We start from the raw sequence: 21,364 nt of genomic DNA, 5'->3' as shown, positions 1-21,364 counted from the left end.
CCGGAGGGTGACCACGCCCGAGCCCACCGCACCCGGTACCACCACCCTCGCGTCGTCCCTCGACGACCTGCGTCGCGCGTACGCCGACCTGCAGGCGCTGGGGCTGAAGCTCGACCTCACGCGGGGCAAGCCCTCGGCCGAGCAGCTCGACCTCTCCGAGGCCCTGCTCGCGCTCCCGGGCGAGGGGGTGCACACGGACGCCGACGGCACGGACGTGCGCAACTACGGCGGCCTCGACGGGCTGCCCCAGCTCCGGCGCATCTTCGCCGAGCTGCTCGGCGTTCCCGTCGAGCAGCTCCTCGCGGGCGGCAACGCGAGCCTCACGCTCATGTACGACACGCTCGTGTACGCGACGCTCTTCGGCGTCCCCGGGTCCGAGCGCCCGTGGGGCCGCGAGGAGAAGGTCCGCTGGATCTGCCCCGTGCCCGGCTACGACCGTCACTTCTCCGTGTGCGAGGCGCTCGGCATCGAGATGGTCACCGTCCCCATGACGGCGGACGGCCCCGACGCCGCGGCCGTCGCCGCGCTCGTCGCCGACGACCCGACGATCAAGGGCATGTGGGTCGTGCCGACGTACGCGAACCCCGACGGCTCGGTCGTCACGGAGGAGGTCGCGCGGGCGCTCGTGTCCGTGCCCGCCGCCGCCCCCGACTTCCGCATCCTGTGGGACAACGCGTACGCCCTGCACCACCTCACCGACGACGAGGTCCGCAGCGCCGACGCGATCGCGCTCGCCGCCGAGGCCGGCCACCCGGACCGCGTGATCCTCTACGCCTCGACGTCGAAGATCACGTTCGCCGGCGCGGGCGTCGCGTTCCTCGCGTCGTCCCCCGGGAACGTCGCCTGGTACAAGAAGCACCTGTCCGCCCAGTCCATCGGCCCGGACAAGGTCAACCAGCTCCGGCACGCGCTGTTCTTCGGCGACGCCGACGGCGTGCGGGACCACATGCGCAAGCACCGCGACATCATCGCCCCCAAGTTCGACGCCGTGACGAGCATCCTCGCCGACCGCCTCGGCGGCACCGGCGTCGCGTCGTGGACCGAGCCGAAGGGCGGCTACTTCGTCAGCCTCGAGGTCGTGCCGGGCACCGCGTCGCGCGTCGTCGAGCTCGCGAAGGCCGCGGGCATCGCGCTCACGCCCGCGGGCGCCCCGTTCCCCTACGGCAAGGACCCGGAGGACAAGGTCCTCCGCCTCGCCCCGACCCTCCCCCCGATCGAGGAGGTCCGCGTCGCGATGGACGGCGTCGCGACGTGCGTCCTCCTCGCGGCGGCGGAGCACGCCGCGAAGTAGCCGGCTCGCCCCTCCTCACTCCTCCGCCGAGCAGGCGGTCGTGGCGCGTCCCGGTCCCCTGACGCGCCACGACCGCCTGCTCGACTTTTGGGGGTGCCTTCGCGGGCGTGACGTCTTGGTCTGGTAGGGCGAGCCTTGCTCGGCGCACGATGGAGGAGGTGCGCGACCGATGAGTTCTGCCGCCCCGGGCGGTCGGTGGGTGCGTGGGTGGCCCGGACGCTCCGGGCGGCCCGTCGGCAACGGCCAGGAGGGGACATGACCGAACCTGCACGCGGCGACCTCGCCGTCGAGGCGCGCGGCCTCGTCAAGCACTTCACGACCGGGAAGTCGGTGACCAAGGCGGTCGACGGCATCGACCTCCTCATCCCCGAGGGCACCGTGTTCGGCGTCCTCGGGCCGAACGGCGCGGGCAAGACGACCGCCGTCCGCATGCTCGCGACGCTCCTGCGCCCCGACGCGGGCACGGCGCGGGTCCTCGGCCACGACGTCGTGCACGACGCCGACAAGGTGCGTTCCGTCGTCGGGCTCACCGGGCAGTACGCGTCGGTGGACGAGGACCTCACGGGCACGGAGAACCTCGTCATGCTCGCGCGGCTGTACGGGTTCCTCGGCGGCACGGCACGCGGTCGCTCGGCCGAGCTGCTCGACGCGTTCGGGCTCGGGGACGCCGGCGACCGCCAGGTGAAGACGTACTCGGGCGGTATGCGGCGGCGCATCGACCTCGCGGCGAGCCTCGTCATGAGCCCGCGCGTCATCTTCCTCGACGAGCCGACCACCGGGCTCGACCCGCGCAGCCGCAACCAGGTGTGGGACATCGTGCGTGTGCTCGTCGCCGACGGCGCGACCGTGCTGCTCACGACCCAGTACCTCGAGGAGGCGGACCAGCTCGCCGACCGCATCGCCGTGATCGACCACGGCAAGGTCATCGCGGAGGGCACCGCGACCGAGCTCAAGCGGTCGGTGGGCGAGGGCGCGGTGCACCTGCGCCTCGCCGACGCGACGCAGCGGGGCCGGGCCGCGGAGGTCGTGGGCGCGCTGCTCGGCACGGACATCACGCTCGCGAACGACCCGTACGCGTTCACCGCGCGCGTGCCCGACGACGGCGCGGCGGACGTCGCGCGGATCCTGCCCGCCCTCGGCGACGAGGGGATCGTGGTGCCCGAGTTCACGCTGGGGCAGCCGAGCCTCGACGAGGTCTTCCTCGCGCTCACCGGCCAGCCCATGGACGACGACGAGACGATCGAGGAGGTGGCCTGATGGCCGCGGACCCCACGACCACCGCCGCGGAGCTGCGCGCCCCGGAGGCGAACGCGCTGCGCGCGGCGGTCGCGCTCGACCGGCGACCGGACCGGCCGTCGCCCGTCTCGGCGACCCTGACGTACACGTGGCGCGCGCTGCTCAAGATCAAGCACGTGCCCGAGCAGCTGTTCGACGTCACGGTCTCGCCGATCATCTTCACGCTGATGTTCACGTACCTGTTCGGCGGCGCGCTGGCCGGCGACGTGCAGAGCTACCTGCAGTTCTTGCTGCCCGGCATCCTCGTGCAGGCGGTGCTCTTCACGACGATCTACACGGGCTACACGATGAACACGGACATCAGCAAGGGCGTGTTCGACCGGTTCCGGTCGCTGCCCGTGTGGCGGCCCGCGCCGATCGTCGGCGCGCTGCTCGGCGACACCGTGCGCTACACGATCGCCTCGGTCGTGACCCTCGCGCTCGGCCTCGTGCTGGGCTTCCGCCCGCCGGGCGGCGTCGTCGGCGTGGTCCTGGGGATCGTGCTGCTGCTGGTGTTCGCGTTCGCGCTCAGCTGGGTGTTCACGGCCCTCGGGCTCGTGCTGCGCTCCCCCAACGCCGTCATGGGCACGTCGATGCTCGTGCTCATGCCGCTCACGTTCGCGTCGAACATCTTCGTCGACCCGTCGACGATGCCCGTCGTGCTGCAGCGCTTCGTCGACGTCAACCCGGTCACGCACCTCGTCACCGCGGTGCGCGGGCTCATGGCGGGCGAGCCCGCGACGGAGGGGATCGTGTGGGTCCTCGTGGCGTCCGTCGTCCTCACCGCGATCCTCGCCCCGATCACCATGCGGCTATACCGCAACCGGAGCTGACCGCGCGCCGGGGCACCACGGGCCGTGGTGCCTCGGCGTGCCGGGGGCTCAGCCCTCCTGGGCCGCCGGCTCGTCGTCCTCGCACTTCTTGGTCACGACCATGACGGGGCACGCGGAGTGGTGCAGCACGGCCTGGCTCGTGGAGCCCAGCAGCAGGCCGCGGAACCCGCCCCGCCCGCGCGAGCCCACGACGATGAGGTCGGACGCCGTGGAGAACTCCGTGAGGAGCTCCGCACCCGTGCCGTCGAGCACGATGCGCTTGATCGTGAGCCCGGGGTGCTCCGCCTCGTGGCGGTCGATGATGACGTTCAGCCCCTCGGTGACGTCGGCCAGGACCTGCTCGTGGTCGATCGACGCGGGGAGCCACGCGAGGAGTCCCGCACCGGCGCCGACGGGGACGCCGGCGACCGCGACGAGCTCGGCGTCCCAGGCCCGGGCCTGACGGATCGCGTGCCGCAGCGCGATCTCGGCGGACGGCGACCCGTCCACCCCGACGACGATCCGGCGCAGGTCCCGCACCGGCGGCAGCTCCTGCGCGCCGCCCTCGTCGTCCTTCCCGCCCGCGCGATACGGCACGACGACCGTCGGGCAGTGCGCGTGCGCGGGCAGCGCGGAGGAGACGGTACCGAGCAGCCGCTCGGTGAAGCCGCCGCGCCCCCGCGTGCCGACGACGACGAGCGCGTGCTCGCGCGACATCTCGACGAGGACCCCCGCGGCGTCGCCGGTCGTGACGGTCGCCGTCGTGCGGACGCCGGCGCCCTCGGCGCGGGCGCGAGCCTCTTCCAGGACGGCGCGCGCGCCCTCCTGGATGGCCGAGTCGTCGAGGGCCGCGTAGCCGCCGTCGAGCGACGCCGCCGTGAACGACGGCAACGAGTAGGTGCACACGATGTGGAGGGGCCACCCCACGCGCAGCGCGTACGCCGCGGCCCAGTCCAGCGCGTGGAGGCTCGGCGCCGAGCCGTCGACACCGACGAGGACGGATTCCGTGCGGGTCATGAGCGACTCTCCTCTCGACGGCCCGGTGCCATCGGACGACCAACCTAGCCGAGACCAGGCCCGGCCGTCCGTCTGCCACGAGTCACGAACACGTCAAGAATGCCACGAACCCCGCCCGCTCGCGCAGAGTGCGAGCGGACGGGGTTCGTCCAGCCAGTGACCGCGGGGGTCCTGATCGGGTGAGCGATCAGGCCACGCGGATGAAGGTGGGGTTCGACTGCCAGATCTGGCGGAACTGGACCGACTTCCCGGGACGCGGGGCGTCGATCATCATGTTGTCGCCCGCGTAGATGGCGATGTGGCCCGGCGTCCAGATGAGGTCGCCCGGCTGCGCCTGGTCGCGCGACACCTTGGTGCCGACCGAACCCTGGGCGCCCGACGTGCGCGGCAGGTTGATGCCGACCTGCGCGTAGACATAGCTGGTGAAGCCCGAGCAGTCGAAGCCGTCGGGCGTGGTGCCGCCGTAGACGTACGGGACGCCCACGTAGCGGGCCGCGATCGAGACGATCGACGAGCCGTGCGCCGACGCGGGGGCGCCGACGGACGCCTCCTGCTGGGCCGAGGCCTGCGACTCGTCGGACGACGACGACTGCGTGGACTGGCGCTCCTGCGTGCGGCTCGTCTGCGTGGTGCGGACGGGCTCGGGCTCCGGCTCCGGCTCCGGCTCGGGGGCCGGGGTCACGGTGACCGGGGCCTCCTCGATGGTGAACGCCGCGTCGGCCGCGACGGTCACGGCCGGGGCGGCCTCGAGGGCCTGGCGGGCCTGCGCGGTGAGGGCGCTGAGGTCGACGGCGTTGAGCTTGCCGGACTCGTTGTCGACCGGGGCGGCCGTCGCGGGGGCGGCGGCGCCGATCATCGAGACGATGAGGCCGGAGGACGCGGCGACGACGGCGGTACGACGACCGACGCTCGACATCTGGTCCGATGCGGCCTGGGCGATGGTGCTGAGTGGCGTCACGGGACGCCGCGCCGCGCGGTGGCGGGCGCGAGTCGTGCTCACGGTCACTGTTGCCTCTCCTGGACGCCTGCGAGGTCAGCTGTCGGGTTCGGGTGGAAGAGTCACCCGGCCTGGCGGACCGGAGTCCGTCGGGCTTCACCCCAAGGGCGCTGTCTCCAGCACCCGGAAGTGGGTCCCCCGTCCCTGTCATCGGGTCGTCGTGGGCCTCTCGCGGTGACAGGGTTAGGCGTTCCGCGCGAGGTCTCCGCCAGATGGGTATCCCGACGGAGCAGGACGACCGTACAGGACCCCTCGGCAAAAGTCACGTTCCCATCACGACGGAACGCGGCCCCGCGCATCGCCGCAGGTCACGGCGTTTCCCCCGGTGAACGGGCGGCTATCCGCGGGCGACGAAGAGGTGGCGCGCGACGTCGTCGGGCAGGTCGAGGACGACCGGCGCACCCTCTCCCTGCACGGTGACCCCGCCGGCCGGTGCCGGTCGCACGACGAGCGTGCGGCGCGGCAGCACCCCGGCCTGGGCGAACCGCGCGAGGAGCTCGACGTCGACCTGGACCGGCTCGGCGATCCGCTGGAGCACGACGCGCACCTCGCCGCCGCCGAGGCCGTGCTGGGCGAGGTGGACGGGGAGCGACACGACGCCGTCGAGGAAGTCGACCTCCTCGAGCTGCTCCCCGAGCTCCGGCAGGCCCGGGATGGGGTTGCCGTACGGGTCGAAGTGCGGGTGGTCGAGCAGCCCGAGGAGCCGCTCCTCGACGAGCTCGCTCATCACGTGCTCCCAGCGGCACGCCTCGGTGTGCACGTACTCCCAGTCGAGCTTGATGACGTCCGTGAGGAGCCGCTCGGCGAGCCGGTGCTTGCGCATGACGCGCGTCGCCTTCTCGTGGCCCGCGGGCGTGAGCTCGAGGTGGCGGTCCCCCGTGACGACGACGAGCCCGTCGCGCTCCATGCGCGCGACCGTCTGCGACACCGTGGGCCCCGAGTGGCCGAGGCGCTCCGCGATGCGCGCGCGCAGCGGGACGATGCCCTCCTCCACGAGCTCGTAGATCGTCTTCAGATACATCTCGGTGGTATCGATCAGATCGGTCACGTCACGCTCCCAGTCGCTCGTCGGCTCGGGGCGCCCGGTCGTCGCTCCACGGGGCGCCTGCCCGCACCGGCGGGCCGCTGGGGGTCAGTCTATGGCGAGCCCGTGACCCGACCGCGGTGTCGTCCAGAGGCACCCGTGGTGCCTGGTGGCCCGCGCCTCCCCGCGGGCCCCGGCGCGGACCGTGCGGTGACGCACGGCCTGTGGACGAGGCTCCCGGGGCGCGCCGCGCGCGCGTAGGGTGACGCCGTGCCCGATCTCGCGAACACCTCGATCACGATCCCCTCGGACCTCCTGCCGGCCGACGGCCGCTTCGGGTCCGGGCCGTCCAAGGTCCGCGCCGCGCAGGTCCGGGCGCTGTCCGACGCCGGCACCTCGCTGCTGGGGACGTCCCACCGGCAGGCGCCCGTCCGGTCGCTCGTGCGCCGCACGCGCGAGGGCCTCGCCGCTCTGTTCGCGCTGCCCGACGGCTACGAGGTCGTGCTGGGCAACGGCGGCTCCACGACGTTCTGGGACGTCGCGACGGCGTGCCTCGTCCGCTCGAAGGCGCAGCACGCGGCGTTCGGCGAGTTCGGCGCGAAGTTCGCCGCCGCGACGACCGCAGCGCCGTTCCTCGCGCCGTCCCAGGTGATCTCGGCCCCCGCCGGGACCGTCGCGCTCCCGGAGCCCGCCGACGACGTCGACGTGCACGCGTGGCCGCACAACGAGACCTCGACCGGCGCGATGGCGCCCGTGCGCCGCGTCCCCGGCTCGCGCGAGCGCGGCGCGCTCACGCTCGTGGACGCCACGTCCGGCGCGGGCGCGATCCCCGTGGACGTCGCGGAGACCGACGTCTACTACTTCGCGCCGCAGAAGGTCTTCGGGTCGGACGGCGGCCTGTGGCTCGCGCTGTGCTCGCCCGACGCGCTCGCGCGCGCGGAGGAGGTCGAGAGCAGCGGCACCCGCTGGGTCCCGGAGTCGCTGTCGCTGCGCACGGCGGCGGCGAACTCGCGCCAGGACCAGACGCTCAACACGCCCGCGATCGCGACTCTCGTCATGCTCGCGGAGCAGGTGGAGTGGCTCCTGGGCAACGGGGGCCTGGAGTGGGCCGCCGCCCGGTCCGCCGAGTCGGCCGCGCACCTCTACGGGTGGGCGGACTCGCGCGAGTGGGCGACGCCCTTCGTCGCGAACCCGGCGGAGCGGTCGACGGTCGTCGGCACGATCGACCTGGACGACGCGATCGACGCGACGACCGTCGTCGCCGCGCTGCGCGAGAACGGCGTGCTCGACGTCTTCCCGTACCGCAAGCTCGGCCGCAACCAGCTGCGCGTCGCCATGTTCCCGGCGATCGAGCCCGACGACGTCCGCGCCCTCACCGCGTGCGTGGACCACGTCGTCGACCACCTCGGCTGACGAGCGCGCGACCGACGGCCGCGCCCAGCACGAGGCCGGTGCCGCCCGGGAGACCGGGGTGGCACCGGCCTGGTGGCTCGGGCGGGAGTGGCGGCGTCAGGCCGCCCGGGCGGCCTCCTGCGCGTCCTCGGCCTCGATCCGCCGCCGCGCCTCGGCGCGGGCGGAACGGTCGGTCGGGGTCCCGGCGTCGAGGTAGCGCACCACGAGGTGCGGGCGCTGCAGGACGCGGTACCGGACCTCGAGGTGCCAGTTGCGCACGGCCCAGACGGCGGCGCCCACCGCGACGAGCGCGGCGGTGATCGACCCGACGCCGATCGCCCAGCGCGGGCCCCACGCCTCGGCGATCCACCCGACGAGCGGGGAGCCGACGGGCGTCGCACCGAGGAACACGATCATGTAGAGCGACATGACGCGCCCGCGCATGACGGGGTCCACGGACATCTGGATGGTCGAGTTGGCCGCGGTCATCATGGTGAGCGACGCGAGCCCCACGGGGATGCACGCGACCGCGAAGCTCGCGTACGTGGGCATGAGCGCCATGACCCCCGTGGCGACGGCGAACCCGAACGCGGACCCGATGACGAGCCGGACGCGCGGGCGCTCCCGGCGCGCGGCGAGCAGAGCCCCGGTGAGCGACCCGATCGCGAGGATGGACCCGAGGATCCCGTACTCCCCCGGCCCCATGCCGAACTCGACCTTCGCCATCATCGCGGACGTGAGCTGGAAGTTGAGCCCGAACGTCGAGACGACGCCGACGACGACCATGATGACGATGATGTCCGTCCGTCCGCGCACGTACCGGATGCCCTCGCGGATCTGACCCTTTTCTCGCGGGGCGCTGGGCAGCACGTGAAGCTCGCGCGTGCGCATGTACAGCAGCGCGAGGATGGTCGCCCCGAAGGTGACGCCGTTGATGATGAACAGCCAGCCGGAGCCGACCGCAGCGATGAGCAGGCCCGCGACGCCCGGCCCGACGAGGCGCGCCGCGTTGAACGACGCGCTGTTGAGCCCGACGGCGTTGGAGAGCTTGTCGGCGGGCACCATCTCGGCGACGAACGTCTGGCGCACGGGGTTGTCGAACGCCGAGACGACGCCGAGCAGGCCGGCGAACACGTAGACGTGCCACAGCTCGACGTGCCCGGACAGCACGAGCGCGCCGAGGCCGAGCGCGAGCAGTCCCATCGCGCCCTGGGTGGCCATGAGGAGCCGACGGCGCGGGAGCCGGTCGGCGAGCAGGCCCGCCCACGCGGACAGGGCGAGCACGGGCGCGAACTGCAGCGCGGTGACGACGCCGACGGCGACGCCGGAGTTGTCGGTGAGGTCGCTGAGGACGAGCCAGTCCTGCGCGACGCGCTGCATCCAGGTGCCGACGTTCGCGACGAGCGCGGCGCCGAACCAGACGCGGTAGTTGTAGTACTGGAGGGAGGAGAACGTGGTGCTCATCGGGCGGCGATCCGGGTCAACAGCTCACTGGCGCGGGCCAAGGTCTCTCTTTCGTCAGGGGTGAGGGAGGACAGCTGCTGCGTGAGCCACGCGTCCCGGCGGCGCCGCGTCTCCTTGACCTCGCGCACGCCGGCGTCCGTGAGGCGCACGACGACCTGCCGGCGGTCGCTCGCGTGCTCCCCCTTCTCGACGAGACCCATCTCGACGAGGGCGTTGACGGCACGGGTCATCGACGGCGGCCGGACGCGCTCGTGCTCCGCGAGCTCGCTGGGCGACATGGCGCCGTGCTTGTGCAGGACGGTGAGGACGCCGAACCGCCCCTCGGGGAGGTCCGCCTCGCCGCGCTGGGCACGCAGCCGCCGGGAGATCCGGGTGAGCGCGACCCGCAGGTCGCCGCCGAGCGTCGCGGGCCGGTACTGGTTCCGGGTAGGAGCAGTGAGGTCCGCAGCAGGCATGATAGTTACCCTAACTCATTACCCTAGGTAAGAAAAGAGGTGGAGGTCACTCCCGAGGCGCGCCGGAGAGACACCACACCTGGGCGCGCGCAGCGCCTCGGCAGGTGCCGGTCGGCCCTGCGGCGAGGACGCGAGGGCGGTCTGCTCGGCGGTCGGGTCAGGGCACGTAGGCGACGACGACGTCACCCTCGCCGTCCACGACGACGGCCCCCGTGCCGTGCGGGACGAACACGGACTCCCCCCGGACGAGCCGCGTCCCGGCCCCGGCGTCCGCGCGGTCGGCCGCGAGCGTCACCGCGCCGTCGAGGCACAGCACGACGCGCGGACCGGCGGCGGGCAGAGGCACCGCGCCCGCGACCCGGCCGGCCCGGAGCGCGAACTCCGCGACGGGCGGGCGGTAGGCGACGAGGCCGGTGCCGTCGTCGACCAGCCGCGGTCGCGCGGCCGGACCGGGCGTGCACGTGGCGCACTCGAGCAGGGCGTCGACATCGACGAGCTTGCTCGTCAGCCCGGCCCGCAGCACGTTGTCGGAGCTCGCCATGATCTCGACGGCGCACCCGGACAGGTACGCGTGCACGTGCCCCGACGGGACGAACATCGACTCGCCGGGCTCCAGGGTGACGCGGTTGAGCATGAGGGACACGACGGCGCCCGGGTCGCCCGGGTGCTGCTCCGCGAGCGCGAGGACGGTCGCGTCGGCACGGCGCGACGTGCGCCTGCCCCCCGGCGCGGGCACCGCCGGCTCGCGCCCGGCCCGGGCACGGACGGACGCGACGGTCAGCGCGAGGTCGGCCGCGACGTCGGGCTCCGCGCGGGCGTGGAGCGCGAGGGTGAACGCCTCCCGGACGCCCGCCTCGGTGGGGCGGGCGCGCAGGGTGTCGCGCATCCGTCCGGCGAGCGCGCCGTCGAGCCCGTCGAGCAGCTCGAGGATGCGCGCGGGCCGGCGGAACCCGGAGAGGCCCTCGAAGCGGGAGACCGCCACGACCATCTCGGGCTTGTGCTGGTCGTCGTGGAAGCTGCGCAGCGGCGAGTCGCGCGCGACGCCCTCCCGGTTCTCGCGGTTGAACCCGGCGCGCGCGAGGTGCGGGCGCGGGTGCACCTGCAGCGAGAGGGCGCGATCGGCGGCGAGCACTTTGAGGAGGTACGGCAGCCGGGGCCCGTACTGGTCGAGGACGCGCTGGCCCAGCACCCCCACCGGGTCCGCGCGCACCAGGTCCGCGAGCGTCGTGCCCGACGCCGTCTCCGCGCCCGAGTGCGACGTCCCGCCCGGGCGGGCGCCGCCGTCGGGCACGACGCGCGACGGCGCGAGCGGGTGCGCCCCCATCCACAGCTCGGCCGCCGGACGACCGTCCGGTACCACCCCCAGGAGGTCCTGGATCGCCGACGTCGAGCCCCAGTCGTACCGCTGGACGGTGTTCTCCAGCCGGTAGAACGACGACGGACGAGCGCCGGGGAGGGCGTCGTCCACCGACGCCTCCCCCGACCGCTCGTCCGCCGCGCTCGTCATGGGCCGAGCCTAGAGGCCCAGGGCGTCCCGGATGGGGCCGAGGAGGAAGTAGACGACGAACATCGCCGCCGCGACCCACATCAGCGGGTGGATCGCCCGGACCTTGCCGAGCGCGAGCTTGATGAGCACGAAGGCGAGGAAGCCCGCCCCGATGCCGTCCGCGATCGAGTAGGTGAACGGCATGACGATGATCGTGAGGAAGGCGGGGATGCCGATCTCGACGTTCTTCCAGGAGATGCCCGCGATCTGCGTCATCATGAGGAACCCGACGAAGACGAGCGCGGGCGCCGCGGCCTCGTACGGGACGAGGGCGACGAGCGGCGACAGGAACGTCGCGAGCAGGAACGCGACACCCGTGACGACCGACGCGAGGCCCGTGCGGGCGCCCTCGCCGGCGCCCGTCGTCGACTCGACGAAGCTCGTGTTCGACGACACGGACCCGGCACCACCGGCCGCCGCGGCGATCGAGTCGACGACGAGGATCGCGCGCGAGCGCGGCGGGACGCCCTCGGCGTCGTTGAGGCGCGCCTCGGCGCCGACGGCGACCATCGTGCCCATCGAGTCGAAGAAGTCGGCGAGCAGGAGCGAGAACACCAGCAGGATCACGGTGACGGTCGCGATGTTCTGGAACGAGCCCAGGAGGGAGAACTGGCCGAGGAGGCCGAAGTCCGGGACCTGCACGACGCCGTCGAACGTGGGCGCGTTGAGGTTGAAGCCGTCCGGGTTCGAGCCGTCGGGGGCCTTCGCGCCGATGTGGAGCGTGTTCTCCAGCACGACGGCGAGCACGGTCGCCGTGAGGATCGCGACGAGCAGCGCGCCCTTGACCTTGCGCACCCAGAGCACGATCGTCAGCACGAGGCCCACGACGAACACGAGGATCGGCCACGTGCCGAGGTTGCCGAGCGCGAGGAGCGTGCCGCTGCCCGCGGTGACGAAGCCCGCGTTGACGAGGCCGATGAGCGCGATGAACAGACCGATGCCGACGCTGATGGCGGTCTTCAGCTCGAGCGGCACGGCCCGGAAGACGGCCTCGCGGAACCCGGTGAGCACGAGCACGAGGATGATGAGGCCCTCGATGACGACGAGGCCCATCGCGTCCGCCCACGTGACCCCGGGCAGCGACGCGATCGAGTACGCGACGACGGCGTTGAGGCCGAGACCGGCCGCGAGCCCGAGCGGGAAGTTCGCGAAGACGCCCATGGCGAGCGTCATGACGCCCGCGACGAGCGCGGTGGCCGCGGCGATCTTGCCGAAATCCGGCTCGGCGCCCCCGCCGAGGAACTGGCCCGTGCCGTCCTGGACGGTCCCGATGATCAGCGGGTTCAGCACGATGATGTAGGCCATCGCGAAGAACGTCACGAGACCGCCGCGGATCTCGGTGCCGATCGTCGAGCCACGCTCGGTGATCTTGAAGAAGCGGTCGATCGCGCCGCGCGCAGGCGCGGGGGCGTGCTCGTCCTCACGGACGGAGGTGGGGGTGGACATGGGGAGAATGCTGCCAGAACCGTGTGACCGCGCGGTAACGCGCCGGACACGGTCGGGCATCGCCCGCCCGGGCCGTCCGTGCACGTCAGGCCGCGCCGACGGCGTCGAGCGCCGTCCGGGGTGTGCTCGACACCACGTCCGCCGGCCCGGGGGCTGCCCCGTCGTGCGCGCGGGGCACGCCGTGACCGTGCCCGAGGGACTCGGCCGTCGCGAGGTCGGTGACGCTGCGCGGCGCGCCCGAGGCGAGCTGCACCGCGTGGAGCACGTCGAGGATCGCGTTCGCCCGCTCCCCGGCGGGGCCCGCGGGGACGCCGTGCACCACCCGGGCCGGATGCAGGAGGTCGACGACGGCGTGGCCCGGCCGGTGCTCGTCGGGCACCCAGGCGACCGTGGCCGGGACGCCGTCCGCGGCGAGGCACGCGGCGAGCAGCTCGGCGGTGCCCGCGGGGACGCGGGCCCGCCCGACGACGAGGTCGCCCGGGCCGAGGTGCGGGGCGAGGCCGTCGAGCGCGTCCCGCAGCGTCGCGACGCGCGCCGCGCCGCCGGCGCCGGGCGTGGCCCCGGCGCCGACGCAGAGCAGGTGCACGCGCGCACCGGCGACGGCCGTGCGGTCGGTCGTCGGGCGCAGGCGCCCGCTCACGAGGCCGAGCGCGAGGAGCCGGGGCAGCCGCGGCTCAGCGGTCCTCGACGCGGAGCGGAGCGCGGCGAGCGCGCGCGGGTCCGGGTCGAGAAGCACGACCTCGTGCCCGGCGGCGGCGAGGCAGGCCGCGTGCAGGACGCCGCGGCGACCGCCTCCCGAGACCGAGACCCGCACGACGCACCTCCTCCTGCCCGCCCCGACACCCCGGCGGGCCTCAGTAGGCCCCGGAGCCGGAGAACACCGCGCGCGCCGTGCGCGCGAGGATGAGGAAGTCGCCGAACATCGTCCAGTTCTCCACGTAGTACACGTCGAGACGGACGCTCTCCTCCCACGACAGGTCCGACCGGCCGCCGACCTGCCACAGGCCCGTGAGACCGGGCTTGACCAGGAGCCGACGGCGGACCTTCTTCTCGTACTTCTGCACCTCGCGCGGCAGCGGGGGCCGCGGGCCGACGAGGCTCATGTCGCCGCGCAGGACGTTGAAGAGCTGCGGCAGCTCGTCGAGCGAGTAGCGGCGCAGCACCCGGCCGACGGGCGTCACGCGCGGGTCGTCGCGCATCTTGAACAGGAGGCCGGAGCCGTCGTTCTGCTCCTCGAGCTGCTCGACCTCGCGGTCGGCGCCCACGCGCATCGAGCGGAACTTGAACATCGAGAACGTGCGACCGTTGCGCCCGACGCGCTCCTGGCGATAGAGGACGGGACCGCGGCTCGTGAGCCGGACCGCGAGCGCGACCGCGACGAGCACGGGCAGCGCGACGAGCGTGATGAGGGCCGCGCCCGTCCAGTCCACGACCGACTTCACGGCGAACTTGGGCCCCGTGAAGCGGGGCGCGTCCACGTGCAGGAGCGCGACGCTCTCGGCAGGCGTGATGGTGATGCGGGGGCCGGCGACGTCCGCGAGCTCCGCCGTGAGCATGAGGTCGACGCCGAACGGCTCGAGCTCCCAGCCCAGGCGGCGCACGACCTCGGCCGTGATGGCGTCCGAGCCGGAGACCGCGACGACGTCCGCGCCCACCCGGGTCGCGACCTCGCCCGCGTGCCGGAGCTCGCCGAGCACCGGGACGCCGTGGATCTCCTCGCCCGCCCCGAACCCGCCCGACGGGACGCACACGCCGACGACGCGGTAGCCCGACTCGTCGCGGGAGTTGAGGTCACGGATGAGACGCTCGGCCTGGTCACGGTGCCCGATCGCGAGCACCGCCGACCGCATGCCGCCGTGGGCGCGCTGACGGTGGAGCCACTGGCGCCACGCGTATCGGCCAACGAGCAGGCCGCCGAGGCCGAGGGGGAACGCGAACGCGAGGTAGCCCCGGGTCTCCGGGAAGCGGAGCAGGAAGGCGAGGACGGCGAGCACCGCGAAGAGGCGCCACGACGCGTCGAACACGCGGTGGTACTCGGTGGGCCCGCTGCCCATGACGCGGGGGTCGCGCGTCCGGCTGGCCACGAGGGACACGGACCAGGCGACGCCCACGAGCACGGACAGCACCACGTAGGGGACGCGGGCCCGGCTCACGGGCTCGTCGATCACGGCGTCCCAGCGCAGGAAGTAGGCGACCAGCACGGCCACGACGATCACCACCGTGTCGGTGACGAGCAGCCGACGGCGGTAGGCGACCTCCCAGCCCTGCGCGGCGAACGCGGCCCGAGCGGCGCGGATGCGTGCCGCGGGCGACGCGGTGAGAAAGGTGCGCAGACCTCGTCTCGTGTCGTCGGTGACGCTGTGGGACATGCGTCCACCTCCGGTCGGCTCCACACCCTGCATGGCGACTCATCCTAGGTTCGAGAAAGTGCGATAACGAGGGTTGACGAGGGCTTTCACCCGGGTGAGAAGGCGTTCCGGACGACTGCTGTCCGGAAGGTCCCAGGCCGCAGGATCCTGCGGTTCTCACGTCGACTGCATATCGCGGAGGAATTCACTGGACAGGTGTCCAGGTCTGGCGTTCCGCAGCACGCGACGCAGCGTACGGAGAAGGCGTGAGGGAGTTCCCACCCACAGACCGGGGCGGTTCGAGCTGGACGGGCGACCACGAGCGGGAGAGCGTGGTGGGCCGCTTGCATCGTAGCGCGCGGTTGCGGGTGCTCCGGACGTGTGCTCACACCAGAGGAGAAGAGACGCAGGTCACGCCAGTGACGCGCCGTGGGGGTGAAAAAACCGGCGCGTCGCTACGATGCTCGGGTGCCCTCGGTCGTGACCCTGCTCCTCCACCCCGAACGCCGGCGCCCCGACCCGGCGTCCTGGCGGGTCGACCTGCGCGTCGTCATCCTCGCCGGCATGGCGCTCTGGACGGTCGCGCTCGTCGTGTGCGCCGTCCTCCTCGCCACCGGGACGCTCGCGCCCCGCGCGGTCGCGACGTGCGCCGTCGGGCTCGCGCTCGGCGCGCTCGGGCTCGGCTGGGAGCGTCGGAACCGGACGCGCTACCGCGCGTCCGCCGACGACTGAGGGTCGTCCCAGGCCGTCCGCGCCACCGCGCCCTGCGCCCCGCGCGGGTCGCGGAGCACCTCCTCGAGCACGTGCCGCGCGCGGTAGCGCCCCGCGACGACGGCGAGCGCCGCCGCGAGCCCCGCCGGACCGGTCGCGTGCACGACGACGTCCGCTCCCCCACGACCCTCGACCCACCACGGGACCGCGACCCCGCCGACGCGGAGGTCGTCGTGCCGTTCCCAGGTGCGTGGCAGGGGCGCACCGACGACGGCCACTACCTCGGCCGGGACGTCCTCGCGACGCCCGGCGGCGTCCGGCGCCGGAGCGGTACCGGCGACCGTCGCGACGTCGAGCAGGTCCGCGAGGTCGTCGACCAGGTCCCGTCCGGCGGGCACGAGCGGGCGCAGCGGGACCCACATCGGGTCCGCGGCCACCGCGACGTCGTCGGCCGCCGCGACGACGACCGTCCCGCCGTGCAGCGCGGGTACCCGCGCGGGGGCCGGGTCGAGCCGCACGCCGCTCTCCGCCAGCGTCTCCAGGGCGCGCCACAGTGCCAACGCGGCCGCGGCGTCGACCGGTGACCCGACGCGCGGCAGCCCGTCCAGCAGGTCGGCCCACTCCTCCGGGTCGAGCTCGGCGAGGTCGTGCACGCCCCCGACGGCGGCGAGCGAGGCGTCGTCGAGCCCCGCCACCTCCGGCGGTGCCGGACGCAGGAACGCAGAGGCGGGGCCGCCGTCGAGCGCGAAGGGGCCGCCGAGCTCCTCGCGCAGCCACCACGCCGTGTACGACCGGGCCGACGCCGCGCGCCCGCCCTCCGCGCGCACGGGCGTCAGCAGCGCCTCCCGCGCCGCGGGGTCGCCCGCGAGCCGGGCGAGCACGTCGGGCCACGCGCCGTCGGCCACCGCGTCCAGGTCCGCGACGGCGAGCACGTCCCCCACGTACGCCTCGGGGCCGAGCGTCGCCGCGAGGTGCTCGAGGTACCCGGCCCAGTCGGAGAGCCAGCCCTCCGGCGCGTGCGGGTCCAGGTCGGGCTCGTCGTCGTCCGACGCGGGCGTGAGGACGTCGCGCACCCGCAGCACGGTCGGCCCCGCCGCCGCGCCCACCGCGCGCAGCGCCGGCTCGCCCCAGCGCGCGACGACCTCCGGGTCGACGACGTCGAGCCCGTCGAGCGCGTCCGCCGCCCAGGTGCCCGGCAGGGCGCAGCCGCGCGCGGGCGACCAGCCGCCGTCCGTCGTCGGGACCGGGAGCTCGCCCCACCAGAACGGCAGCACGTCGCCGGCCGGGTCCCGGACGTCGCGGAGCGCGGTGGCGACCAGCGCGAGCAGCCGCTCGACCTCCGGGGCGGGGTCGTCGTCCGCCTCCGCGGCGTCGGCGGCGGCCAGCACGCGCTCGCGCACCGCGCCGTCGGCGAGCACCGCGCGCAGGTCCGTCGCGCGCGCGCCCAGCCGCTCGAGCAGCGGGTGCGCAGCCCGCGGGTCGACGACGCGGAGACCGAGGTCGGCGGCGTCCCGCGCGTCGAGCGTCCCGCCGTCCATGCCGTCGTCCGTACCGTCGTCGAGGAGCAGGAGGCCGCGCGCCCCGCGCACGACCTGCCCATCGAGGAGCGGAACCGGGAGCGCGCCCAGCGCCTCGAGCACCGACCGGTCCCCCGCGTGCGGCGCGAGCGCGTCGTACAGCGCCCGCCAGCGCTCGGGGTCGGCGACGAGCGGGAGGTCGTCCACGACGTCGGCTAGGTCCACGACCTGCGCCCCGAGCGACCGCGCGACCGCGCGCAGCGGGCCCGGCACGTCCACGAGGTGCGCCGCCCCGAGCTCGACGCGCACGCGCGCGTCGCCCACGTCCCCGGCGAGGACGCGCGCCTCGGCGGGCGCGAGGAGCCGCCGCTCGGCCCGCTGCGGCGCACCGTGCTCGTCACGGTCCGCGAGGATCGACCGGCCTTCCCAGGTCTCGTCGAGCGAGAGGCCGGGCTGGTCGGGGGGCACGTCGAGCGGGAGGAGCGGCGTGCGGGCCAGGGCCGCCGTCGCCGCCGTGCGGACCCCCGCGTCGACCGCGCTCGCCGGCAGCCCGGTCGGGACGAGCGCGAGCACGTCGGCACCGCGGTCGGCCGCGAGCGACCCGAGGAGCGCCGCGAACGCGCGACCCGCCTCGTGCGCGACGTGATCCGTCACGGCCCCGCGCGGGACGTGCCGGCGCGCGGGGTCGAGCGGGAACGTCGCGAGGAGCAGGGCCGGGAACGTGAGCCGCTCGTCCGTCGGGGTGGGGGCGTGCAGCACGGTCGGCGCCGCTGCGTCGTGGGGCAGGGCCCAGGTCACCGACCAGCGGTCCGCGCCGCGCTCCTCGACGGGACGGTCCGCGAGGAGCGCGGGGCCGAGCGTCCCCTCGCGCCGCAGCACCGTCCAGCGCTCGTCGACGTCCGCGACGCGGCGCTCCGCGACGCCGTCGCCCGCCACGACGACCTCCGTGAGCGCGGGCAGGGCGAGCAGCAGCGGGTCGCCGAGGTCCGCGAGCTCGGCCCGCACGGCGTCGAGCGCCGCGTCGTCGCGCAGCTCGACCTCGACCACCGTGTCGTACCCCGCCGGCACCTCGACATGCGCCGGGAACGGGAGGCGCAGCACCGGGAGCCGGTCGCCGCGCCGCGCGACCTCGGCGGCGAGGTCCGGGCGGTCCGCCACGACGTCGTCGAGCGCGACGCGCGTGCGGTCGAGCGAGAGCTCGACGGCGTGGTCTCCCGCGCCGACGCGCACGCGGTCCGCGACCGAGCGGACTGCCGCGAAGCCGACCCCGAAGCGCCCCACCGTGCGCGGGCCATCGGCTGCGCCCGCGCCCCGACCCGTGGCCGAGGCCCGCATCGCGACGAGCGACGCGACACCCGCCGCGTCGAGGGGCTCGCCCGTGTTGGCCGCGCGCAGCACCCAGCGCCCGTCGGGGTCGGACGGCGCGTGCAGGCTCAGCCGGAGGCGGCCGGGGACACCTGCGCGGACGGCGGCGTCGGCGGCGTTCTGCGCGAGCTCGACGACGACCCGCCCCCGGTACGACCCGTGGGCGTGGTCCTCCTCCGTGTTCGCGTCCTCGCGCAGGCGCGTCGGCGAGGACCGCCACGCCTCCAGGACCGCACGACGCAGCGCGGCCGTCCCGAAGACGTCCTGCGTCACTCCCGCGGCTCGTCCGGCGCGGCGTCGACGGCGGCGCCCGGCGCGGTCTCGTCCGGCGTAGCGTCGAGGTCAGGGGCGGTCTCCGCGTCGTCCGGCACGGCGTCGGGGACCGGGGCGGTCTCCGCCTCGTCCGGCGCGGCGTCCGGCTCGACGGCCACGGCCGCGGAGTCCTCCGGCGCGGTGTCGACGGGCGTCGGGGCGTCGGCCACCGGCGTCGGCTCGTCCTGCGCCGCCGGAACCGTCTCGTCCGCGGCAGTGTCCGTCGGCGCGGCCCCGTCCCGGGCCGCCTCCTTCCGGGCGACCGCGGACTCGAGGAGCGTGACGATCTCGACGTGCAGCTCGTCGACGAGCGGGTCCGGGTCCGGCCACTCGCTGCGCTGCGGCTCGACGTCCGTCTCCGAGTGCGCGCCGCAGCCGTGGTCGAGGCTCACGACCTTGCCGTCGTCGGGCGACCACTCGTTCGCGCACACGCCGAAGACCTGGCCGAGGCTGCCCTGGAGCGGCACGAGGAAGCCGCACGACCCGCAGTCGGCCGCGGCGGCGACGGCGCCGCGCGTCGTCGGGCCGCGCGACCCGCGGTACCAGCGCTCCGCGGCCTCGTCGCGGCCCTGCGGCGACAGCACGCGGGCACGCGCGAGCGCGAGCTCCTCGATCGCGACGGCGTCCTGCTCCTCGTCGCCCGTGGGCACGTAGCCGGGCTCGAGGCGCGGGTCGTCGGCGCGGAAGGGCAGCACGTCGCCCGGGCCGACGTCGCCCGGGCGCAGGCGCTCGGACCACGGGAGCCACGACGGCGCGAGCAGCGCACCGTCACCGGGCAGGAGCTCGACCTCGCACACGGTGGCCGTCCGGCCGCGCGGGACGCGCGCGAGCGTGACTGTCCAGTGCCAGCCGCGGTAGCCGCGCATCGTGCACGCGAACCGGTGGGAGATGAGCCGGTCCGCCTCGGCGACCGTCCCGAGGTGCTCGCCCACGTCCTCCGGGCTCTCGGCCACCTCCTGCGCCGCGGCGCGCGCGAGCTCGACCGCGCCCGTGAGCACGGCGTCCCGCGCCGCGCGTGCGGAGACTCCTCGGACGCGCTCCTCTGCGGCTGCCACGGCGGACATCGTCAGGCCTCGATCTCGTCCGCGACCGCGCGCAGGACCGCGGCGACCTTGGTGGCCTTGCCCTTCTCCGGGTAGCGGCCACGGCGCAAGCCGTTGCCGATCCCGTCGAGCTCCTTGATGAGGTCCTCCACGATGACCGCCATCTCGTCCGCCGAGCGACGCTTCGCCTTGACGACCGAGGGCGCCGGGTCGAGGAACGTGACGGCGAGCGCCTGCGGGCCACGGCGCCCGTCGGCGACGCCGAAGTCGACGCGAGCGCCCGGCTTGGGCGCGGGGGCGTCCGCGGGCAGCGCGGAGGCGTGCAGGAAGACCTCGCCGCCGTCGTCGTTGGCGATGAAGCCGAACCCGCGTTCGGTGTCGAACCACTTGACCTTGCCGGTGGGCACGTGGACCTCGTTCGTGCTCGTAGGAACCAGAACCCCCAGGTTACCGGCCACGCGGCGGCAAAGCCGCATCCATACCGCGGGCGAGCCCAGGGCGAGCCCGGACGACCGGCCGAGTCCCCGCCGTCGTCCCGGTCAGCGCGGGGCCGACCGCGGGACCACCCCGGCGTCCGCCCCGACCCGCAGCGCGACGGCGTCGAACCAGTCGGTGTAGTCGGCGACCGTGCGGTGGAGGTGGCCGAACAGCTCGAACGACACCGTGCCGAACAGGGTCGTCCACGCCATGAGCGTGCGCACGACGGCCTCGGGCGGGGCGTCGGGCGTCGTGAGCCCGCGGGCGCTCACGTACGCGACGGCGGGGGCGACGAGCGCGTCCGCGTCCCCGCCCAACGGCGGTGCGGGCGCCGGGCCCTCGCCGTCCGCCCAGGAGTCGGCGACGACCCGGACCAAGGTCCGCACGACGCGCGTCGCGGGCTCGACCGTGTCCTGCGGCGCCGCGTACCCCGGCACGGGGGTGCCGTAGAGCAGCCCGAACTCCCCGGGCCGCGCGACGCACCAGGTGCGCAGCGCGCGGCACGCGGCGAGCCAGCGGCCGGGCAGGTCGTCGCGCGCGACGGCGGCCTCCGCGGCCTCGACGGCGGCCCCGAGCTCGTCGTAGCACTCGACGAGGAGCGCGGTGAGCAGCGCGTCCCGGCTCGGGAAGTAGCGGTAGACGGCGGACGACACCATGCCGACGTCTCGCGCGACGGCCCGCAGCGAGAGCGCGGCGGGCCCGTCGGCCATGAGCCGCGCGCGGGCGGCGCCGAGGATCTCGCGCGTGAGGGTCTCGCGCGCCAGGGCGCGTGCCGTCCGAGGTGCCGTCATGCCGTCAGGGTCGCAGACGAGAGCGCCGCCCACCAACGAGAGCAGCGCTCTTGTTTCTTGGCGCGGCGCGTGCCAGGCTGC

At 74.7% G+C, this 21,364-nt stretch carries 18 protein-coding genes and 1 riboswitch; of the genes, 5 read left to right on the top strand and 13 right to left on the bottom strand.

The window, feature by feature from the left end; translation table 11 throughout:
• Window positions 1–7: 7 nt before the first annotated feature.
• The 3 genes from BXA05_RS16700 (at window position 8) to BXA05_RS16690 (ending at window position 3,399) form a co-directional block, all read left to right on the top strand.
• Entirely contained in the window at window positions 8–1,291 is a 1,284-nt protein-coding gene (locus BXA05_RS16700) for an aspartate aminotransferase type Ic (RefSeq protein ID WP_076406211.1), read from the top strand.
• 255 nt (window positions 1,292–1,546) lie between these two features.
• Window positions 1,547–2,548 carry a daunorubicin resistance protein DrrA family ABC transporter ATP-binding protein gene (locus BXA05_RS16695; RefSeq protein WP_034651234.1) on the top strand — a complete coding sequence of 334 codons (1,002 nt, stop codon included), beginning with the start codon at window positions 1,547–1,549 and terminating at the stop codon, window positions 2,546–2,548.
• Window positions 2,548–3,399 carry an ABC transporter permease gene (locus BXA05_RS16690; RefSeq protein ID WP_051028222.1) on the top strand — a complete coding sequence of 284 codons (852 nt, stop codon included), beginning with the start codon at window positions 2,548–2,550 and terminating at the stop codon, window positions 3,397–3,399. Before BXA05_RS16695 ends, BXA05_RS16690 begins: the two co-directional genes overlap by 1 nt.
• Before the next feature lie 48 nt (window positions 3,400–3,447).
• On the opposite strand, the gene BXA05_RS16685 is transcribed toward BXA05_RS16690, so the two are convergent.
• The 3 genes from BXA05_RS16685 to BXA05_RS16675 form a co-directional block, all read right to left on the bottom strand.
• On the bottom strand, window positions 3,448–4,395 hold the full coding sequence (locus tag BXA05_RS16685) for a universal stress protein (RefSeq protein ID WP_076406209.1): 948 nt from the start codon (window positions 4,393–4,395) through the stop codon (window positions 3,448–3,450).
• A 187-nt stretch (window positions 4,396–4,582) separates the two neighbouring features.
• Window positions 4,583–5,395 (bottom strand): C40 family peptidase, encoded by an 813-nt coding sequence (locus BXA05_RS16680; RefSeq protein ID WP_370670915.1) that lies wholly within the window; start codon window positions 5,393–5,395, stop codon window positions 4,583–4,585.
• Between the two features lie 7 nt (window positions 5,396–5,402).
• Window positions 5,403–5,563: riboswitch (cyclic di-AMP (ydaO/yuaA leader) on the bottom strand.
• Between the two features lie 166 nt (window positions 5,564–5,729).
• On the bottom strand, window positions 5,730–6,440 hold the full coding sequence (locus BXA05_RS16675) for an iron-dependent transcriptional repressor DtxR (RefSeq protein ID WP_021482469.1): 711 nt from the start codon (window positions 6,438–6,440) through the stop codon (window positions 5,730–5,732).
• Between the two features lie 246 nt (window positions 6,441–6,686).
• Between BXA05_RS16675 and serC the strand changes: the two genes are divergently transcribed.
• On the top strand, window positions 6,687–7,829 hold the full coding sequence (gene serC / locus BXA05_RS16670; protein ID WP_076406207.1) for a phosphoserine transaminase: 1,143 nt from the start codon (window positions 6,687–6,689) through the stop codon (window positions 7,827–7,829).
• Window positions 7,830–7,925: 96 nt separating this feature from the next.
• On the opposite strand, the gene BXA05_RS16665 is transcribed toward serC, so the two are convergent.
• The 6 genes from BXA05_RS16665 to BXA05_RS16640 all read right to left on the bottom strand — a co-directional run bounded on the left by BXA05_RS16665 (window position 7,926) and on the right by BXA05_RS16640 (window position 15,088).
• Entirely contained in the window at window positions 7,926–9,272 is a 1,347-nt protein-coding gene (locus BXA05_RS16665; protein ID WP_076406204.1) for an MFS transporter, read from the bottom strand.
• Window positions 9,269–9,727, bottom strand: coding sequence for a MarR family winged helix-turn-helix transcriptional regulator (locus BXA05_RS16660; protein WP_021483075.1), 459 nt, complete (start codon window positions 9,725–9,727; stop codon window positions 9,269–9,271). Before BXA05_RS16660 ends, BXA05_RS16665 begins: the two co-directional genes overlap by 4 nt.
• Before the next feature lie 157 nt (window positions 9,728–9,884).
• Window positions 9,885–11,234, bottom strand: a complete 1,350-nt coding sequence (gene manA, locus BXA05_RS16655; RefSeq protein ID WP_083711978.1) for a mannose-6-phosphate isomerase, class I — start codon at window positions 11,232–11,234, stop codon at window positions 9,885–9,887.
• A gap of 9 nt (window positions 11,235–11,243) precedes the next feature.
• Window positions 11,244–12,719 carry an NCS2 family permease gene (locus BXA05_RS16650; protein WP_021483129.1) on the bottom strand — a complete coding sequence of 492 codons (1,476 nt, stop codon included), beginning with the start codon at window positions 12,717–12,719 and terminating at the stop codon, window positions 11,244–11,246.
• Between the two features lie 85 nt (window positions 12,720–12,804).
• Entirely contained in the window at window positions 12,805–13,533 is a 729-nt protein-coding gene (locus BXA05_RS16645; protein WP_076406202.1) for a hypothetical protein, read from the bottom strand.
• A 40-nt stretch (window positions 13,534–13,573) separates the two neighbouring features.
• Window positions 13,574–15,088 carry a sugar transferase gene (locus BXA05_RS16640; RefSeq protein ID WP_076406200.1) on the bottom strand — a complete coding sequence of 505 codons (1,515 nt, stop codon included), beginning with the start codon at window positions 15,086–15,088 and terminating at the stop codon, window positions 13,574–13,576.
• Window positions 15,089–15,535: 447 nt separating this feature from the next.
• Between BXA05_RS16640 and BXA05_RS16635 the strand changes: the two genes are divergently transcribed.
• A complete protein-coding gene (locus BXA05_RS16635) occupies window positions 15,536–15,799 on the top strand; it encodes a DUF2530 domain-containing protein (protein WP_083711977.1) in 264 nt (87 codons plus the stop codon).
• Here BXA05_RS16635 and BXA05_RS16630 read toward each other — a convergent pair.
• The 4 genes from BXA05_RS16630 to BXA05_RS16615 form a co-directional block, all read right to left on the bottom strand.
• A complete protein-coding gene (locus BXA05_RS16630) occupies window positions 15,775–18,933 on the bottom strand; it encodes a sacsin N-terminal ATP-binding-like domain-containing protein (protein ID WP_076406198.1) in 3,159 nt (1,052 codons plus the stop codon). The genes BXA05_RS16635 and BXA05_RS16630 overlap by 25 nt on opposite strands.
• Window positions 18,930–20,036: a DUF3027 domain-containing protein gene (locus BXA05_RS16625; protein WP_076406196.1), complete on the bottom strand. Its 1,107-nt coding sequence runs from the start codon at window positions 20,034–20,036 to the stop codon at window positions 18,930–18,932. Before BXA05_RS16625 ends, BXA05_RS16630 begins: the two co-directional genes overlap by 4 nt.
• Before the next feature lie 2 nt (window positions 20,037–20,038).
• A complete protein-coding gene (locus BXA05_RS16620) occupies window positions 20,039–20,422 on the bottom strand; it encodes a cold-shock protein (protein WP_034651071.1) in 384 nt (127 codons plus the stop codon).
• A gap of 132 nt (window positions 20,423–20,554) precedes the next feature.
• Entirely contained in the window at window positions 20,555–21,283 is a 729-nt protein-coding gene (locus tag BXA05_RS16615; protein ID WP_076406194.1) for a TetR/AcrR family transcriptional regulator, read from the bottom strand.
• Window positions 21,284–21,364 lie beyond the last annotated feature (81 nt).

Source organism: Cellulosimicrobium funkei (genome assembly GCF_900155925.1).
In the GTDB taxonomy this organism is placed as follows: Bacteria; Actinomycetota; Actinomycetes; order Actinomycetales; family Cellulomonadaceae; genus Cellulosimicrobium; species Cellulosimicrobium funkei.
Note: the sequence above shows the minus strand (reverse complement) of the source record. Positions and strands in the feature narration are given on the sequence as shown.

Bases quoted from the DNA above. Each gene is read 5' to 3' on its own strand.
- BXA05_RS16695 (WP_034651234.1), top strand. From the start codon at position 1,547: ATGACCGAACCTGCACGCGGCGACCTCGCCGTCGAGGCGCGCGGCCTC.
- BXA05_RS16690 (WP_051028222.1), top strand. From the start codon at position 2,548: ATGGCCGCGGACCCCACGACCACCGCCGCGGAGCTGCGCGCCCCGGAG.
- BXA05_RS16685 (WP_076406209.1), bottom strand. From the start codon at position 4,395: ATGACCCGCACGGAATCCGTCCTCGTCGGTGTCGACGGCTCGGCGCCG.
- BXA05_RS16665 (WP_076406204.1), bottom strand. From the start codon at position 9,272: ATGAGCACCACGTTCTCCTCCCTCCAGTACTACAACTACCGCGTCTGG.
- BXA05_RS16660 (WP_021483075.1), bottom strand. From the start codon at position 9,727: ATGCCTGCTGCGGACCTCACTGCTCCTACCCGGAACCAGTACCGGCCC.
- manA (WP_083711978.1), bottom strand. From the start codon at position 11,234: ATGACGAGCGCGGCGGACGAGCGGTCGGGGGAGGCGTCGGTGGACGAC.
- BXA05_RS16650 (WP_021483129.1), bottom strand. From the start codon at position 12,719: ATGTCCACCCCCACCTCCGTCCGTGAGGACGAGCACGCCCCCGCGCCT.
- BXA05_RS16640 (WP_076406200.1), bottom strand. From the start codon at position 15,088: ATGTCCCACAGCGTCACCGACGACACGAGACGAGGTCTGCGCACCTTT.
- BXA05_RS16625 (WP_076406196.1), bottom strand. From the start codon at position 20,036: ATGTCCGCCGTGGCAGCCGCAGAGGAGCGCGTCCGAGGAGTCTCCGCA.
- BXA05_RS16615 (WP_076406194.1), bottom strand. From the start codon at position 21,283: ATGACGGCACCTCGGACGGCACGCGCCCTGGCGCGCGAGACCCTCACG.